At 63.6% G+C, this 15,404-nt stretch carries 14 protein-coding genes; all 14 read right to left on the reverse strand.

Annotated features, from left to right (window positions below; all coding sequences use genetic code 11):
- A partial coding sequence (gene glmS / locus HUI96_RS22120; RefSeq protein ID WP_188257012.1) for a glutamine--fructose-6-phosphate transaminase (isomerizing) occupies window positions 1-1,781 on the reverse strand: 1,781 nt, incomplete at its 3' end.
- A gap of 135 nt (window positions 1,782-1,916) precedes the next feature.
- Window positions 1,917-3,281, reverse strand: a complete 1,365-nt coding sequence (gene glmU / locus HUI96_RS22125) for a bifunctional UDP-N-acetylglucosamine diphosphorylase/glucosamine-1-phosphate N-acetyltransferase GlmU (protein WP_188256877.1) — start codon at window positions 3,279-3,281, stop codon at window positions 1,917-1,919.
- A gap of 266 nt (window positions 3,282-3,547) precedes the next feature.
- On the reverse strand, window positions 3,548-4,993 hold the full coding sequence (lpdA, locus tag HUI96_RS22130) for a dihydrolipoyl dehydrogenase (protein WP_188256878.1): 1,446 nt from the start codon (window positions 4,991-4,993) through the stop codon (window positions 3,548-3,550).
- Between the two features lie 52 nt (window positions 4,994-5,045).
- Window positions 5,046-5,684, reverse strand: a complete 639-nt coding sequence (locus HUI96_RS22135) for an SGNH/GDSL hydrolase family protein (protein WP_188256879.1) — start codon at window positions 5,682-5,684, stop codon at window positions 5,046-5,048.
- 31 nt (window positions 5,685-5,715) lie between these two features.
- Complete coding sequence (locus HUI96_RS22140) at window positions 5,716-6,258, reverse strand: HdeD family acid-resistance protein (RefSeq protein WP_188256880.1); 543 nt, start codon at window positions 6,256-6,258, stop codon at window positions 5,716-5,718.
- Between the two features lie 29 nt (window positions 6,259-6,287).
- Window positions 6,288-7,697 (reverse strand): pyruvate dehydrogenase complex dihydrolipoamide acetyltransferase, encoded by a 1,410-nt coding sequence (locus tag HUI96_RS22145; RefSeq protein WP_188256881.1) that lies wholly within the window; start codon window positions 7,695-7,697, stop codon window positions 6,288-6,290.
- Between the two features lies 1 nt (window position 7,698).
- Window positions 7,699-8,316 carry a Uma2 family endonuclease gene (locus HUI96_RS22150; protein ID WP_188256882.1) on the reverse strand — a complete coding sequence of 206 codons (618 nt, stop codon included), beginning with the start codon at window positions 8,314-8,316 and terminating at the stop codon, window positions 7,699-7,701.
- A 26-nt stretch (window positions 8,317-8,342) separates the two neighbouring features.
- The gene (locus HUI96_RS22155; RefSeq protein ID WP_188256883.1) at window positions 8,343-8,639 is read right to left on the reverse strand and encodes a DUF5076 domain-containing protein; all 297 of its coding nucleotides are present in this window, start codon (window positions 8,637-8,639) and stop codon (window positions 8,343-8,345) included.
- 3 nt (window positions 8,640-8,642) lie between these two features.
- Window positions 8,643-10,097, reverse strand: a complete 1,455-nt coding sequence (locus HUI96_RS22160; RefSeq protein WP_188256884.1) for a pyruvate dehydrogenase complex E1 component subunit beta — start codon at window positions 10,095-10,097, stop codon at window positions 8,643-8,645.
- Window positions 10,098-10,110: 13 nt separating this feature from the next.
- Complete coding sequence (gene pdhA / locus HUI96_RS22165; protein WP_188256885.1) at window positions 10,111-11,154, reverse strand: pyruvate dehydrogenase (acetyl-transferring) E1 component subunit alpha; 1,044 nt, start codon at window positions 11,152-11,154, stop codon at window positions 10,111-10,113.
- A gap of 187 nt (window positions 11,155-11,341) precedes the next feature.
- On the reverse strand, window positions 11,342-11,662 hold the full coding sequence (locus HUI96_RS22170) for an FtsB family cell division protein (protein WP_188256886.1): 321 nt from the start codon (window positions 11,660-11,662) through the stop codon (window positions 11,342-11,344).
- 75 nt (window positions 11,663-11,737) lie between these two features.
- Window positions 11,738-13,012: a phosphopyruvate hydratase gene (eno, locus tag HUI96_RS22175; RefSeq protein ID WP_188256887.1), complete on the reverse strand. Its 1,275-nt coding sequence runs from the start codon at window positions 13,010-13,012 to the stop codon at window positions 11,738-11,740.
- Window positions 13,013-13,126: 114 nt separating this feature from the next.
- Window positions 13,127-13,753 carry a hypothetical protein gene (locus tag HUI96_RS22180; protein WP_188256888.1) on the reverse strand — a complete coding sequence of 209 codons (627 nt, stop codon included), beginning with the start codon at window positions 13,751-13,753 and terminating at the stop codon, window positions 13,127-13,129.
- Between the two features lie 34 nt (window positions 13,754-13,787).
- On the reverse strand, window positions 13,788-15,182 hold the full coding sequence (locus tag HUI96_RS22185; RefSeq protein ID WP_188256889.1) for a selenium-binding family protein: 1,395 nt from the start codon (window positions 15,180-15,182) through the stop codon (window positions 13,788-13,790).
- Window positions 15,183-15,404: the final 222 nt, after the last annotated feature.

The raw sequence follows: 15,404 nt of genomic DNA on the forward strand, positions 1-15,404 counted from the left end.
ACATCCGTGCCCATCACCACCGCCGTATAGTAGGCGAGCATTTGGATCGGCAGCGCATAGATGATCGGCGCGATGATCTCCGGGGTGTCGGGCAGCACGATCGTTTCCAGCGTATTGATCGTGGCGTTCTTGGCGCCCTTCTCGTCCGTGATCAGGATGACCTTGCCGCCGCGAGCCGCGACCTCTTGCATGTTCGAGACCGTCTTCTCGAAGATGTGGTCGTGCGGCGCAATTACGATCACCGGCATGGTTGCGTCGATGAGGGCGATCGGCCCGTGCTTCAGTTCGCCTGCGGCATAGCCCTCGGCATGAATGTAGGAGATTTCCTTGAGCTTGAGTGCGCCTTCCATGGCGAGCGGGAAATTGGTGTCGCGGCCGAGATAGAGTACGTGACGGTAATTGGAGAGTTCGCGCGCCACCTTCTCGATCTGCGGCGCGAGCTTCAAGGCCTGACTGGCGAACCGAGGCGTTTCGGCAAGCTCGCGAACCAGTTCCTTCTCCCGTTCCGGCGAGATCGTCCCGCGCTCCACGCCTGCCCGTACGGCGAGCGATGCGAGGACCGAGAGCTGGCAGGTGAAGGCCTTGGTCGAGGCGACGCCGATCTCCGGCCCGGCCAGCGTCGGTAGCGTGACGTCGGATTCGCGGGCGATCGTGGAGCCTCTCACATTGACGACCGCACCGATTGGGAGTCCCTCCCTGCGGCAATAGCGCAGCGAGGCCAGCGTGTCGGCCGTCTCCCCCGATTGCGAGATGAAGAGTGCCGCGCTGTCCTTCGAGAGCGGCATCTCGCGATAGCGGAATTCTGAAGCGATATCGATATCGACCGGCAGGCGCGCGAGCCGTTCGAACCAGTACTTGCCCACGAGCCCGCTCAGATAGGCGGTGCCGCATGCCGAGACCGCCAGGCGATCCAGAGCCTTCCAGTCGAAAGGCAGGTCGAGCGCCCGCGTCGTCCCGGAGTTGAAGTCGAGATAGTTCGACAGCGTATGAGCGATGACCTCCGGCTGCTCATGGATCTCCTTCTCCATGAAATGCCGATGGTTGCCCTTGTCGACCATCAGGTTGACGCCGAGCGAGGTCTGCCGCTCGCGCTGCACCTCGCGGCCTTCCATGTCGTAGACGACAAAACCATTGCGCCGCACGACCGCCCAATCGCCATCTTCCATGTAGGTGATCGAATCGGTGAACGGCGCCAGTGCGGTCGCGTCGGAGCCCAGGAACATCTCGCCCTCGCCATGACCGACCGCGAGTGGCGGACCATTGCGGGCGCCGATGATGAGGTCCTCGTCCTTCTCGAACATGACCGCGATGGCGAAGGCTCCACGCAGCCGCTTCAATGCGCCGTGGGTTGCCGCGACCGGGTCCTTGCCCAGCGCCGTCTCGCGCGCGATCAGATGCGCGACGACTTCGGTGTCGGTCTGCGACGAGAACGTGTAGCCGTCGGCGATCAGTTCCTCGCGCAATTCGGCAAAGTTTTCGATGATGCCGTTGTGGACGATCGCCACGCCCTCCGAGAAATGCGGATGCGCATTGGTCTCGTTCGGGACCCCGTGGGTTGCCCAGCGGGTATGGCCGATGCCTATGCTGCCGCCGAGCGGTTCGGCCTGCAGCTTGCGCTCGAGATTGACGAGCTTGCCTTCCGCGCGCCGGCGGCCGAGCCGGCCTTTCTCAAGGGTGGCTACGCCGGCCGAGTCATATCCCCGGTATTCGAGCCGCTTGAGCGCGTCCACGATGAGGGGCGCGACCGACGACTGGCCCACGATCGCTACGATGCCACACATCTCCCACCCCCTGACCTCTTCCGGGCATTCCAAGATGCACCCATAGGCGGTTCAAGCAAACCACCCAAAATCAAATTCAGTATACGAAGATTGCAGCCGAAAGGTCTGCGACGGCCCTGCCGCTTCTAGCGCCTTCTACTCCGCCGCGTCCCGCTGCTTCTTGGCCGAAGAAAGGCGCGCCCTCAGCCTCGGCGCGTATTCCGGCAAGGTCTTCTGCCGCGCCCTGCCGAAGGCGAGCCCATCTGCCGGGACGTTGTCGGTGATCACGCTGCCGGCTGCGATATTGGCCCGGTCCCCAATCGAAACAGGGGCGACCAAGGCGGTGTTGGAGCCGACGAAGACGTCCCTGCCAATGTCGGTATAATGTTTTCCGAAGCCGTCATAGTTGCAGGTGATCGTACCCGCGCCGATATTCGATCCGGCTCCGATCCGCGCATCGCCGATATAGGTCAGGTGGTTGACCTTGGCGCCGGGCTCCACCGCCGCCTTCTTGATCTCGCAGAAGTTGCCGACCTTGGCCTTCTCGCCGATATCGGCGCCGGGCCGCAGCCGCGCGAAGGGCCCGATCTCGGCCCGCGGCCCGACCTCCGCGCCCTCAACGTGGCTGAAGGCGTGGATGATGGCGCCCTGTCCGACGCTGACACCGGGCCCGAAAAAGACATTCGGCTCAATCAGTGCGTCGGCGCCGACCTCGGTGTCGTGCGAGAAGAAGACCGTCTCCGGCGCAAGCAGCGTCACACCGGCGAGCATCACCTCGCGACGGCGGCGGCGCTGCCAGATCGCCTCGGCTTCCGCAAGCTCGACCAGCGTGTTCACGCCGAGCGTGCTTTCGAACGGAGCTTCGGTCGCCGCCACCTTGAGCCCGGCTTTTCGCGCGATCTCGACGATGTCGGTCAGATAGAATTCGCCCTTGGCGTTGTCGCTACCCACCTGATCCAGTAGCGCCAAAACATGCTCGCCGGAAATCGCCATCAAGCCGCTATTGCAGAACGTGATGAGCCTTTCGGCCGGAGAACAATCTTTCTCTTCCCTGATCGCCTGAAGCTGACCGTTTTCCTCGATCAGGCGACCGTAGCCGGTGGGCGCATCGGTGCGGAAGCCGACCACGGAAACGGCATTGCCTTCCGCAAGCCGGCCGCGCGCCACCAGCAACGAGCCTGCATCGACCAGCGGCGTGTCGCCGAACATGATCAGCACGTCCTGGTAGCCGCGCGCGATCGCTTCGCGTGCGGCGAGCACCGCATGCGCGGTCCCCAGCCGGCGCTCCTGCACGAACACTTCAGCGTGGGACGAGTACTTGGCCGCGGCCGCCCTCACAGCATCGCCTTCATGCCCCACCACGACCGCAATGCTGTCCGCACCGGCTTCATCAGCCGCGCGGAAGACGTGAGCGAGCATTGGAAGGCCAGCGATCTTGTGCAGCACCTTCGGCGTGCTGCTTTTCATCCGCGTACCCTCACCCGCGGCAAGGATAATGGAGAGGCAGGTTCTCGAGGTCATGGAACTCCGGGGCAGAGGCAAGGGATTCGGGCTGTTCTAGCACTGTAGAGGCGCGGGTCCAATGTGCGTCCGCGTTGCGGCCGTCATCCTTCTCCCCGCGTGCGGAGAGAAGGTCCCGGCAGGGGGATGAGGGGCAGCACAAACCTCCTTCATCCTGAGGTGCGAGCGCTCTTCGCCATCGAAGTTGCTCGTAAGGCGTTCGTGCGCGAGCCTCGAAGGACGCACCAAACGTGCCGAGCCCCCGGGTCCTTTCAGACCCACCCCATTCAGGCGTTCAGCACCCGGCCGTAGGCGTCGAGCACGCTCTCCTTCATAGTCTCCGAAAGCGTTGGGTGCGGGAAGATTGTGTGCATCAGCTCTTCCTCGGTGGTCTCCAGGTTCATGGCGACGACAAAACCCTGGATCAGTTCGGTGACCTCCGGCCCGACAAGATGCGCGCCCAAGAGCTGGCCCGTCTTTGCGTCGAAGATCGTCTTGGCGAGACCCTGATCCTCGCCGAGCGCGACCGCCTTGCCGTTGGCTGTGAACGGGAACTTTCCGACCCGCACCTCGTAGCCTGCTTCCCTGGCCTTCGCCTCGGTAAGGCCAACCGACGCCACCTGCGGGCTGCAATAGGTGCAGCCAGGGACCTTAAGCTTGTCGAGCGGGTGGATATTGGGCAGCCCAGCGATTTTCTCGACGCAGACCACGCCCTCATGCTCTGCCTTGTGGGCGAGCATCGGCGGCCCGGCGACGTCGCCGATCGCGTAGACGCCCGGCACAGTCGTGCGGCCGTAGCCGTCGATCGCGATGACGCCGCGGTCGAGTTCGACGCCGAGCGCCTCCAGCCCGAGCCCTTCGACATTGGCCTGCACACCGACCGCCGAGATTAACCGATCCGCGGTGATCTTCTGGACCTTGCCGTCCTTCGTCTCGACATGGGCCGTCACTGAGTCCGCAGACTTGTCGACCTTGGTGACCTTTGCCTCGAGCAGGAACTTCATCCCCTGCTTCTCGAACTGCTTCTTGGCGAAGGCCGAGATCTCGGCATCCTCGACCGGCATGACCTGTGGCAGTAGCTCGACCACAGTCACGTCGACGCCCATGCTGCGGTAGAAGGACGCGAACTCGATGCCGATGGCACCCGACCCGATGACCACCAGCGATTTCGGCATTTCCGGCGGAACCATCGCCTCGAAATAAGTCCAGATGAGCTTGCCGTCCGGCTCGATGCCAGGCAGAGCGCGCGGCCGCGCACCGGTGGCGATGATGATATGCTTGGCCGTGTAGGTGCCCTCGCCCAACGCATTTTTCGGAATCGGCCCCTGCGGCTCCATCGGCTTCTTCGAGGTGCTGGAGACGACGATCTCATTCGGCTTGGTGAACTTCGCCTCACCCCAAATGACGTCGACCTTGTTCTTCTTCATCAGGAAGCCGACGCCGTTGTTCATGCGCACGGCGATGCCACGTGAGCGGTCGACGATCGCCTTCAGATCCGGGGCGACGCTGCCTTCGAGCTTCAGGCCGAAGTTCTTGAAGTGCTGGGCGTACTGGAAAATCTCCGCCGACCGCAGCAGCGCCTTGGTCGGAATACAGCCCCAGTTCGAGCAGATGCCGGCCAGATGCTCGCGCTCCACAATGGCCGTCTTGAGGCCGAGTTGGGCGGCACGGATCGCCGCTACATAGCCGCCGGGTCCGGCGCCGATGACGATGACGTCGTAGGAATTCGCCACGTTAGCTCCTCGGTGATGTCGCTGAAATCGGATCGGCGCGCAGTTGCCCGGGTCACAGTGCCAGGGTGGCTCGAACCAGCGGCGCTATCCCCTGCCCGATGGCGCGCGTGTTCTCCGCGTCGAGATGGATGCCGTCCAGAGGCGTCGTCCGCGCCACGCTGCCCGCATCGAAGAAGCCGCAGCCGATCTCCTCGGCAAGCGCCGTGTAGTGACGCGCCAGATGGACGGAAGCCTCAATTGCCCCGGCGAATGCCGCTGCGAACTCGGCGTCGTTAGTCGGCGTGACCGGCGGAGGCGAGACGATGATGAGTTTTGGCGCGGGCGCATCCAGTTGGTAGGGATGGGTCCGAACGATCTGCGCAAGCCGCTTCATGCCGTTTTTCGAAACGAAGGCATTGCCATGGATCCAGGGCTTCATGTCGTTGGCGCCCAGCATGATGATGACCAGATCGAGCGGCGAATGGGTGCCCAGGACCAACGGCAACGTCCGGGCGCCGTTCCGGTCCTCGCCTGCAAGACCGTCGTCATAGGCCGTCGTGCGCCCGTTCAGCCCGTCCGCGATGACATGGGCCGCCGACCCGAGCTCCGCCTGCAGCACGCTCGGCCAGCGGTCCTCCAGCCGATGCCGCGACGGTCCGTCCGCATTGTAGCCCCAAGTCAGCGAGTCGCCGTAGCACAGTATGTTCTTCAAGCCTTGTCCCCCCAAGAAAGTCGAAGCGCGTTCAGGTGCTGCGCAGCCCGAACGTGATGAGCAGCAGGGAAATCCCGTTCGAGATGAGCTCGACAGCCAGTAGGATGCCGAGGATCGACGCCGCGGAAACCGGATAGTCGGCGAGGATCAGCACCCCGAGCAGCAGCGAGATCGCGCCCGAAAGGATCACCCAGCCCCATCCTTTCACCGGCCTCAGCGAGATGGCGTACATGATCTTCACGACGCCCAGCACCAGGAAAAGGATGGCCACCACCAAGGTGAGTGTGAGCGCGCCGGCCAGCGGGTTGTAGAGGAGCGAGACACCCACGGCCGCCGTGAGTACGCCGAGCAGCAACGCCCAGAGAAAGCCCGACCACGCACCGATGCTGAATGCCTGGATGACCTGCAGGATACCGAATAGCAGGAAAGTCCAACCTGCGAGAAGGACGGCGGCGAAAGTCGCAGCGAAGGGGTTGAACAGCGCGAACACGCCCCCGACCAAAGAAATCACTCCCAGGATTGCAAGCCATATCCACGACGACTTCAGTCTCTGAACCTGTTCAGCCGTAGCCATTTCAGCCTCCTGGCATGGGATCAGTGAAGTTACACCAGCATTGCGAACGGATTCTCCACGATGCGCTTGAACGCGCCCAACAGTTCCGCGCCGAGCGCACCATCGACCACCCTGTGGTCCGTCGAAAGGGTCACCGACATAATCGTCGCGACCTTGATCTCGCCGTTCCTGACCACCGGCCGCTGCTCGCCCGCCCCTACCGCGAGGATTGTCGCGTGCGGCGGATTAATGACGGCCGAAAAATCCTTGATGCCGAACATACCAAGATTTGAGACGGCTGTCGTGCCGCCCTGATACTCTTCCGGCTTGAGCTTGCGGTTGCGGGCGCGCGCGGCAAGATCCTTCATCTCGTTGGAGATCACCGACAGCGTCTTCTGCTCGGCCTTGCGCACGATCGGCGTGATCAGTCCGCCGGGGATGGACACCGCTACGCCGACGTCGGCGTGACGGTGCTTTACCGTCGCGCTCTCGGTCCACGAAGCATTGGCGTCCGGCACTTCCATCAGCGCCAGCGCCATCGCCTTGATAATCATGTCGTTAACCGACAGCTTGTAGGCAGGCTGCTCGCCATTGTCGGTCTTCTTGATCGGGGCGGCCGCGTTGAGGTCGCTCCGCAGCTTCAGAAGCGCGTCGAGCTCGCAGTCGAGCGTCAGGTAAAAATGCGGGATCGTGCTCTTCGCCTCAACCAGCCGCCGGGCGATGGTCTTGCGCATATTGTCGTGAGGGACGAGTTCATAGCTGCCCTCCTCGAACAGTTTCAGCACCGCCTCATCCGAAGTCTTCGCTACAGCAGGCGCAGCCGGCTGGGCGGCCGGGGCATGCATCGGCGCCCTTGCAGCAGGTTGCACGCCACCGCTCGCAGCGGCCTCGACATCGGCCTTGACGATTCGGCCATGCGGGCCGGAGCCCTGGACGGCCGAAAGGTCGATGCCGGCCTCCTTGGCGATGCGGCGTGCGAGCGGCGAGGCGAAGGCGCGTGCGCCGTTCGGCGATTGGCTGATTTCCCCATTTGAGGGGGAGATGGCCGGCACGCCAGAGGGGGGCAGCGATTGACGCTCACTTGTTGATTGGCCGTTGCCCTTTTGCGGAAATGAGGACGCAAGAGCGCCCTCCTGTGTCGGCTTGCCAGACCCCGCCGCCGTGGAGGCAGACATTGGCGCCGGACTTTGCGTCTTGGCAGCAGCCCCGGCATCCTCGCCCTCGCCCGCGAGCACTGCGATGACGGCATTGACCTTCACGCCCTCGGTACCGGCCGGCACGACGATCTTGGCCACTGTGCCTTCGTCGACCGCCTCGACCTCCATCGTCGCCTTATCGGTCTCGATCTCGGCGATGACGTCACCGGGCGCGACCTTATCGCCTTCCTTGACCAGCCACTTGGCGAGGTTGCCCTCCTCCATCGTGGGCGACAGGGCCGGCATGGTGATGTTGATGGGCATGCTATCGATCTCCGGCGTAGAGGGCCTGGGGGTCTTCATTGAAGCCGAGCGGCCTGTCGAGAGGCCAAAGATCGGCGAGCGAGAAGGAAATGGCGTCGAATGGCGGGGCTCGGACCTGATCGTCGGAGTTCCAGGCTCCGAATTTTGTCCAGCGCCCCTCGAGCAGTTCGAAGGTTTCCAGAATCTGCTGGCGAGGGTCGATAATCCAGAGATATGGAACCCCGGCCTCCGCGTAGATCCGCATCTTCACCGTTCGGTCGCGCCGCTCCGTTGAAGCGGATAGAACTTCGCAGACCCAGTCGGGGACAGTCTCGACATAGTTGGTTTTCGGATAGGTCGTCAGGCGATCACGCCGCCATGCAGCAATGTCGGGCACAAGGATTTGACTGCCCAATTTAAGTTCAGGCTCGGCGACGAAAATCCATCCCCCTGGACCGCCCGCACCCCCAAATTGGAAGGCATTGCCGAGCCGAATATTCAGCGCGCTCGCCGTCCCGCCGTGCCTGAACGACGGCCTTGGATGCGTCATCAACTCGCCGTCGATGATCTCGGCGACGAGATGCGGCGGCACCGCCTCGAGGTCGGCATACGTCGCAGTCTTCTTGCCTTGCTCCGCCATGGCGCCGTCGTCCTCCAGCCGCGCCTTCAGTTCACGATCGAACCCGAGCCGAGATCGGTCGGGTCGTCAAGCTCCGCCCGCATCAGCCGGACGATTTCGGACATCGCCTCGTGCTCGGAGCAGGCACTTCCATACTGTGCCATCGCGCGGGCAAGGTGGCGAGCGATGTCGACCACCATGATGCCGGCATGGGCAGGCAACTCGACCTGCGCAGGATCGATCCGCACGACCAGGCCGTCGTCCTCAGTCCTGAAGCACTGGATGAATGGCGCGCGCTCGGACGAGGGAGCCGCCGGCGACGCCTTCCTCCCGAACAGCGCCATGCCTCACCCCCGATACGTCACTGCCTTCACGGCCTCAACCACTTCCGCCACATTCGGCAGAGCGAGCTTCTCGAGGTTGGCCGCATAAGGCATCGGCACATCCTTGCCGGCGATCGTGATCACCGGCGCGTCGAGATAGTCGAACGCCCGCTGCGAGACTTGGTTGGCGATGAAGTCGCCTACCGACGACTGCGGAAAGCCTTCTTCGACGACGACCAGCCGGTTTGTCTTCTTGACGGACTCGATCACCGTCTCCAGGTCCATCGGCCGGATCGTCCTGAGATCGATGATCTCCGCGTCGATTCCGAGCTTGGCCAATTCCGGCTCGGCCTTGGCCAGATAGGTCATGCCGATGCCGAAGGAGACGAGCGTCACGTCCTTGCCGGCCTTGTGGACACGCGCCTTCCCGATCGGCAGGACGAAATCGTCGAGCTTGGGAACCTCGAAGGACTGGCCGTAGAGGATCTCGTTCTCGAGGAAGATCACCGGATTGCGGTCGCGGATCGCCGCCTTGAGCAGGCCCTTGGCGTCGGCGGCCGTATAGGGCTGTATGACCTTCAGCCCCGGGATATGGCTGTACCAGGCGGCATAGTCCTGGCTGTGCTGCGCGGCGACGCGCGCAGCCGCGCCGTTCGGGCCGCGGAAGACGATCGGCGCGCCCATCTGGCCACCGGACATATAGAGCGTCTTCGCCGCCGAATTGACGATCTGGTCGATCGCCTGCATGGCGAAGTTGAAGGTCATGAACTCGACGATCGGCTTCAACCCGGCCATCGCCGCACCGACGCCGACGCCGGCAAAGCCGTGCTCAGTGATCGGCGTGTCGACGACGCGCCTGGCGCCGAACTCCTGCAGAAGCCCCTGGGTGATCTTGTAGGCGCCCTGGTACTCCGCGACCTCCTCGCCCATGATGAAGACCTCCGGATCGCGGCGCATCTCCTCGGCCATGGCGTCCCGCAGCGCCTCGCGAACGGTGATCGTGACCATTTCCGTCCCGGCAGGTATGTCCGGGTCGGATACGGCTGCGGCTTTCGGGGCGGCCGGAGCTTTCGCGGTCTCGGTCTTCGCGCTTGGTTCTTCCCTCGATTCGCGCACCTTGCCGCCGGCATCGTCGGCAGCCTGCCTCGGGGTCTCGGAATCATTCGCTTTCTCGGCAACCGAAGCGGCAGCGGCGTTCGATGCATCGCCTCCCTTGCCGAGGTCGCCGGCGCTCTCGCCGTCCTGCAGGAGCATCGCGATTGGCGTGTTCACCTTCACCCCTTCACTGCCTGCCGGGATGAGGATCTTCCCGAGCGTGCCCTCGTCGACGGCCTCGACCTCCATCGTCGCCTTGTCGGTCTCGATCTCGGCGATCACATCACCCGGCGCGATCTTGTCGCCCTCGTTCTTCAGCCATTTGGCAAGGTTGCCCTCTTCCATGGTGGGCGAGAGGGCGGGCATGAGAATCTCGATCGGCATGTCCGTTCCCTTCTCAGTGCACCACGTCCGTCCACAACTCGGACGGATCCGGCTCCGGATCGGTCTGGGCGAAATCTGCCGAGTCGGCGACGATGTCGCGCACCTCCTTGTCGATCGCCTTCAACTCGTCCTCGCTGGCCCACTTCTTCTCCAGCACGCGCGCCCTCACCTGCTCGATCGGATCGTGCTCGGAGCGCATCTTCTGCACCTCTTCCTTGGTGCGGTATTTCGCCGGGTCGGACATCGAATGGCCACGGTACCTGTAGGTCATCATCTCCAGGATGATCGGCCCATTGCCGGAGCGCGAATAGTCGAGCGCCATCTCGCCCGCCGCCTTCACGGCGCGCACGTCCATGCCGTCGACCTGGATGCCCGGGATGCGGAAAGACACGCCGCGATGGGAGAAGTCGGTCTCGGCGGACGAGCGCGCGACCGAGGTGCCCATGGCGTAGCGGTTGTTCTCGATGATGTAGACGACCGGCAGCTTCCACAGCGAGGCCATGTTGAAGCTCTCGTAGACTTGGCCCTGGTTGGCGGCGCCGTCACCAAAGAAGGTCAGCGACACGGCGCCGTTTTCCCGGTAGCGGTTGGCGAAGCCGAGGCCAGTGCCGAGCGACACCTGCGCACCGACGATGCCGTGGCCGCCATAGAAATTCTTCTCCTTGGAGAACATGTGCATGGAGCCGCCCTTGCCCTTGGAGTAGCCCCCGCGGCGTCCGGTCAGTTCCGCCATCACCCCGCGCGGCGACATGTCCATCGCCAGCATGTGGCCGTGATCGCGGTAGGCGGTGATCATCTGGTCGCCTTCCACCATCGCCATCTTCAGGCCGGTGACGACGGCCTCCTGGCCGATATAGAGATGGCAGAAGCCGCCGATGAAGCCCATGCCGTAGAGTTGGCCCGCCTTCTCCTCGAAGCGGCGGATCAGAAGCATGCTGCGATAGGCGGAAAGCTCTTCTTCCTTGCTGAACTCCGCCGGCTTTGGCGTGGTCAGACCTTGGGCTTTGCCGTCCGCCTTGGATTTGGCGGACGCTTTGCGGGCGGCGGCCTGCGCCATGAACTCACTCCCTCGAACTGTCTCTTGCCGGACATGGTGGGCCGACTGGCTCCGATGATTAGCTAGGCTAGCATGCGGCTTTGGACAGGGCCATGCGCAAAATGCATGGCAGGCATGAAAGTAGATGAAGATGATTTCTGTTAATGTGCTGTTTTCGCTAGGCTTTTTGTTGTTAACTTGAATTGAGTTAACCACCTGATCGCAGCATGATCGTCACTTCGTCGGGATGCGAGAGATTGAGCGCGCGGCGCGCCTGCTCGTCCAGCATGTCCTTGTCGATGGTGCCGTCGCGCAGCATCCGCACCCGCCCCTCAAGATCGGTACGCTGGACGCGAACCTTGTCCAACTCGGCCTGAAGCACCACGGCGCGCTCGCGAAGCTGCGCCTTCGAATCGATGCCGAATTCGCCGTGGTAGACATGATAGCCGAAATAGGAGAGCACGACGGCGGCAACGGCCGGCACGATCAGGCGGCCGGTCTTGCGAGGGCGGTGCTGGCGTGTCCACATCGGGCGAATCCTCTAAGCCGGATCATCTCGCCCGATTGTGCTTAACAGCCGGTTACAGGGCCGGCGAAGTCGCTGTCAGGCCTTGAGAATCCCTTTGCCCGCATAGCGCGCCTGCTTGCCCAGTTCCTCCTCGATGCGGATAAGCTGGTTGTATTTCGCTGTGCGGTCGGAACGGGCGAGCGAGCCGGTCTTGATCTGCCCGCAGTTGGTGGCGACCGCGAGGTCGGCGATGGTCGAATCTTCCGTCTCGCCGGACCGGTGCGACATCACCGCGGTGTAGCCCGCCTTGTGCGCGGTCTCGACCGCGTCCAGCGTTTCCGACAGCGAGCCGATCTGATTGACCTTGACCAGGATGGAGTTCGCCACGCCCATCTTGATGCCGTCGCGCAGTCGGGCGGTGTTGGTGACGAAGAGGTCGTCGCCGACGAGTTGGACCTTGCCGCCGATCAGGTCGGTGAGCGTCTTCCAGCCTTCCCAGTCGTCCTCGGCCATGCCGTCCTCGATCGAGATGATCGGATAGTCGGCCGCGAGCTTCGCCAGGTACTTCGCCTGCGTCTTTGGATCGCGCGTCTTCCGCTCGCCTTCGTAGACGTAGTTGCCGTCCTTGAAGAATTCGGTGGCGGCGCAGTCGAGTGCCAGCGCCACCTCGTCACCCGGCTTGAAGCCGGCCTTCTCGATCGAGTTCATGACGAAGTCGAGTGCGGCCTGGGCGCTCTTGAGATTCGGCGCAAAGCCGCCCTCGTCGCCGACATTGGTGTTGTGCCCGGCTTCCTTGAGGCCCTTCTTCAGCGTGTGGAATATCTCGGATCCCCAGCGCACCGCTTCCTTGAGGCTCGGCGCGCCGACCGGCATCACCATGAACTCCTGGAAGTCGATCGGATTGTCGGCATGGGCGCCGCCATTGACGATGTTCATCATCGGTACTGGAAGGACGCGCGCATTGACGCCGCCGACATAGCGGTAGAGCGGCAGGTCGGCAGCCTCCGCGGCGGCCTTGGCGACGGCGAGCGAAACGCCGAGGATCGCGTTGGCGCCGAGGCGGCCCTTGTTCGGCGTGCCGTCGAGCTCGATCATGGTGGCGTCGATCGCCGCCTGATTCTCGGCCTCCATGCCGCCGATCGCCTCGAAGATCTCGCCGTTGACGGCCTCGACAGCGCGTTCCACACCCTTGCCGAGATAGCGCGGACCGCCGTCGCGCAGTTCGACCGCTTCGTGCGCGCCGGTAGAGGCGCCGGACGGGACGGCGGCGCGGCCCATCGAGCCGTCCTCCAGCACCACGTCGACCTCGACGGTCGGGTTGCCGCGGCTGTCGAGAATTTCGCGCGCAATGATGTCGACGATCGCGGTCATGGGCTGCCCTCTTCCGTGGATTGTTTGAGATCGCGATCGTCTTAGCCAAAGCGGGCGAAAAGGCAATCCGCCGAGCCGCGGTTGAGTACTCAAGCGTGTAGCAAGCGCCCACATTCAGGCGATCAGTATGATGCCGGTGACCACGAGGGCCGCGATCCAGATGAGATCGAAATTGATCCAGCCCCGGCGCAGATTCGAAAGGCCGACCCACTCGTAAACGGAAACCGAGATGACGAGGATCACCGCCAGCATCGCCGCCATATGCGTCCCGATCGCAGCGAACACGACTGGCAGCGAACCGGAAGCCGTGAGTTCCCGAGCGGGCGTAGCGGCGAGGCAGAGCGGGATGAGCACGGGCACCAGCATCAGGCCCGCGCCATGAGCGGTGGCCATTAGGAACGACCAGGCGCCCAGCCCGACCATTCCCGTGGTCATACCGACGCGGACACGATGACGGTGGCCATAGGCGGCGTGGTAGGCCGCCCAACCTATCAGCAGCAGGCCGGCCGCAATCTCCAGCAGGCGCTCATCGACGACAAGGCCGAGCAGCAACACCGTCGCCGCCACGATGGCGATCGAGACGGCATGCCCGATCGCAATCGGAAGGAGCGAGCGCACGACGACCGCGCGGCTCTTGCGATGCAGGCCGAGCGCGACCGCGAACAGCCAGCCCATCGCGGGATTGACGCCGTGGAAAGCGCCGAGGCCCGCAAGCACCAGCCAGGGCGAAACGGACATCATTGCGCCCGGCTGGCCGCCTCCGCCCTGGTCGGCATCACGGATAGCAGTAGGAATCCGACGAGCAGTCGCCTCCCTCCAGCCGCACCTGGTGGGGCCGATGGCCCTTCGGCCAGTCGACGAAGAACTTTTCGTCGAAGGCGATGCCTCCATTCTCGCCAACGTCGAGCTTCACCATCCAGCCGTCGATCCCTTCCGGATAGAATTGCTGGTCGATGGCTCCATAGAGGGAGTTGGTGAAGTAGACGCGCTTGCCGTCGCGGCTGATCTCGACCATCTGCGGCCCGCCTCTAAGCGCACCGTTCCTTGCGCCGGGATGCGTCGCGCGCGAGACGATGCCGCCGATCCGCACCCGGCCCGTCTCAAGCGGCTTGAACGGGTCGGACACGTCGTACTGGATCATGTCGCCGGTGCCCCAGCAGGACACGTAGAGGAAGCGGTCGTCCATCGACAGGTCGATGTCGGTCACCAGCGGGGCAACCGCACCAAAACCCTTCAGTACCGGCGGCAAGAGGTCAGGATCAGCGGGCTCGGCCGGGATCTCGATCACCTTCTTCACCGCCCACTGGCTTCCGTTGCGGTACCAGGTCCAGATCGAGGCCGACAGGTCCTTGAGGCTGACGACGCAGCCGACGAAACCGTAGGCCTTGGTCGGATCATGTGCGGGCCTGAGTTCGAACACGAGTTGGTGCTCCTCGCCGAGATCGATCTCCTGCAGATGCTTGCGCTTCTGCAGATCCCAGAAATGCAGCCGGCGGCCGTACTTGCTGCCGAGGAGGACCTCCGGGACCAGGCCGTTCTCGAAGGTGTCGGCAGTGCCCCACTCGCTCGTCACCATGGTGTCGTGGCCGAGGTGCCACCAGAAGTCATAGGCGAGCTTTTGCGGACCGCGATCGATTTCCCATTGCCCGAGAACCTCGAAGCTCTCGGGGTCGAGCAGGAAGATGCCGCCGGGCGCATTGCCCTCCGCATCACCAAGCGCGTTGACGTAGATGCCCTCGGGCCCGCAATGTACCGTGTGCAGTCGCGAATAGCCGGCTCTTTCGGCAATCTCCTCCGGCTCGATGACCTTGACGATCTCGGGGTTCCTGGGGTCCGACTTGGTGTCGACGATGTGAAGCCGCGACGACCTTAGCCCCGGCACGACGAGATAGCGGCGCTCCATGTGCGGATGCGGCGCATTGGGGCACAGGCACGAGGAACAGGCGTTCCAGCCGAAGTGGTGCAGTTCGTCGCCGGTGTTCGGCATCTCGGTCCGGCCGACGATCTGCGAATAGGTGGAAGATTTCGGATTGAGGTCGACCACGGCGATCGCGTCGGGCGTGGTGCGATCAGGATCGAAGCTGGCGACATAGGCCAAGGTCTCGTGCGGCGCCTTGGCGGCCATTCTGGGGGATGGATAAAATGAAGGATCAGGACGCCAACTGGCCATGTGGTTCCTCCTTTGGATGGATCAGTCTCTTCCTGCGAACCCCCCGTGTTTTGCTTGACAGGTGATATTTGCACGACAGACCGCCCCCGTATAGCGGGTGTTTGGTGGCATCGACGGGTCTCTTCTCCCCTCCGTCTCCTGCAAGGGCGGAGGACCAGGAACCAGGCTGGACGCCTCTCTCCGCCCTTTGAGGGGGCTCTTTGGCCAAAGGGCCAGAGGGGT

This window comes from Pseudaminobacter soli (ex Zhang et al. 2022) (genome assembly GCF_014595955.1).
GTDB lineage: Bacteria > Pseudomonadota > Alphaproteobacteria > Rhizobiales > Rhizobiaceae > Kumtagia > Kumtagia pseudosoli.

What these genes read in the sequence shown, in the direction of transcription:
- glmU (WP_188256877.1), bottom strand. Translation starts at nt 3,281, where the DNA reads ATGACCTCGAGAACCTGCCTCTCCATTATCCTTGCCGCGGGTGAGGGT.
- HUI96_RS22185 (WP_188256889.1), bottom strand. Translation starts at nt 15,182, where the DNA reads ATGGCCAGTTGGCGTCCTGATCCTTCATTTTATCCATCCCCCAGAATG.
- pdhA (WP_188256885.1), bottom strand. Translation starts at nt 11,154, where the DNA reads ATGGCGCAGGCCGCCGCCCGCAAAGCGTCCGCCAAATCCAAGGCGGAC.
- HUI96_RS22155 (WP_188256883.1), bottom strand. Translation starts at nt 8,639, where the DNA reads ATGGCGCTGTTCGGGAGGAAGGCGTCGCCGGCGGCTCCCTCGTCCGAG.
- eno (WP_188256887.1), bottom strand. Translation starts at nt 13,012, where the DNA reads ATGACCGCGATCGTCGACATCATTGCGCGCGAAATTCTCGACAGCCGC.
- HUI96_RS22180 (WP_188256888.1), bottom strand. Translation starts at nt 13,753, where the DNA reads ATGATGTCCGTTTCGCCCTGGCTGGTGCTTGCGGGCCTCGGCGCTTTC.
- HUI96_RS22150 (WP_188256882.1), bottom strand. Translation starts at nt 8,316, where the DNA reads ATGGCGGAGCAAGGCAAGAAGACTGCGACGTATGCCGACCTCGAGGCG.
- HUI96_RS22160 (WP_188256884.1), bottom strand. Translation starts at nt 10,097, where the DNA reads ATGCCGATCGAGATTCTCATGCCCGCCCTCTCGCCCACCATGGAAGAG.
- HUI96_RS22145 (WP_188256881.1), bottom strand. Translation starts at nt 7,697, where the DNA reads ATGCCCATCAACATCACCATGCCGGCCCTGTCGCCCACGATGGAGGAG.
- HUI96_RS22170 (WP_188256886.1), bottom strand. Translation starts at nt 11,662, where the DNA reads ATGTGGACACGCCAGCACCGCCCTCGCAAGACCGGCCGCCTGATCGTG.
- HUI96_RS22140 (WP_188256880.1), bottom strand. Translation starts at nt 6,258, where the DNA reads ATGGCTACGGCTGAACAGGTTCAGAGACTGAAGTCGTCGTGGATATGG.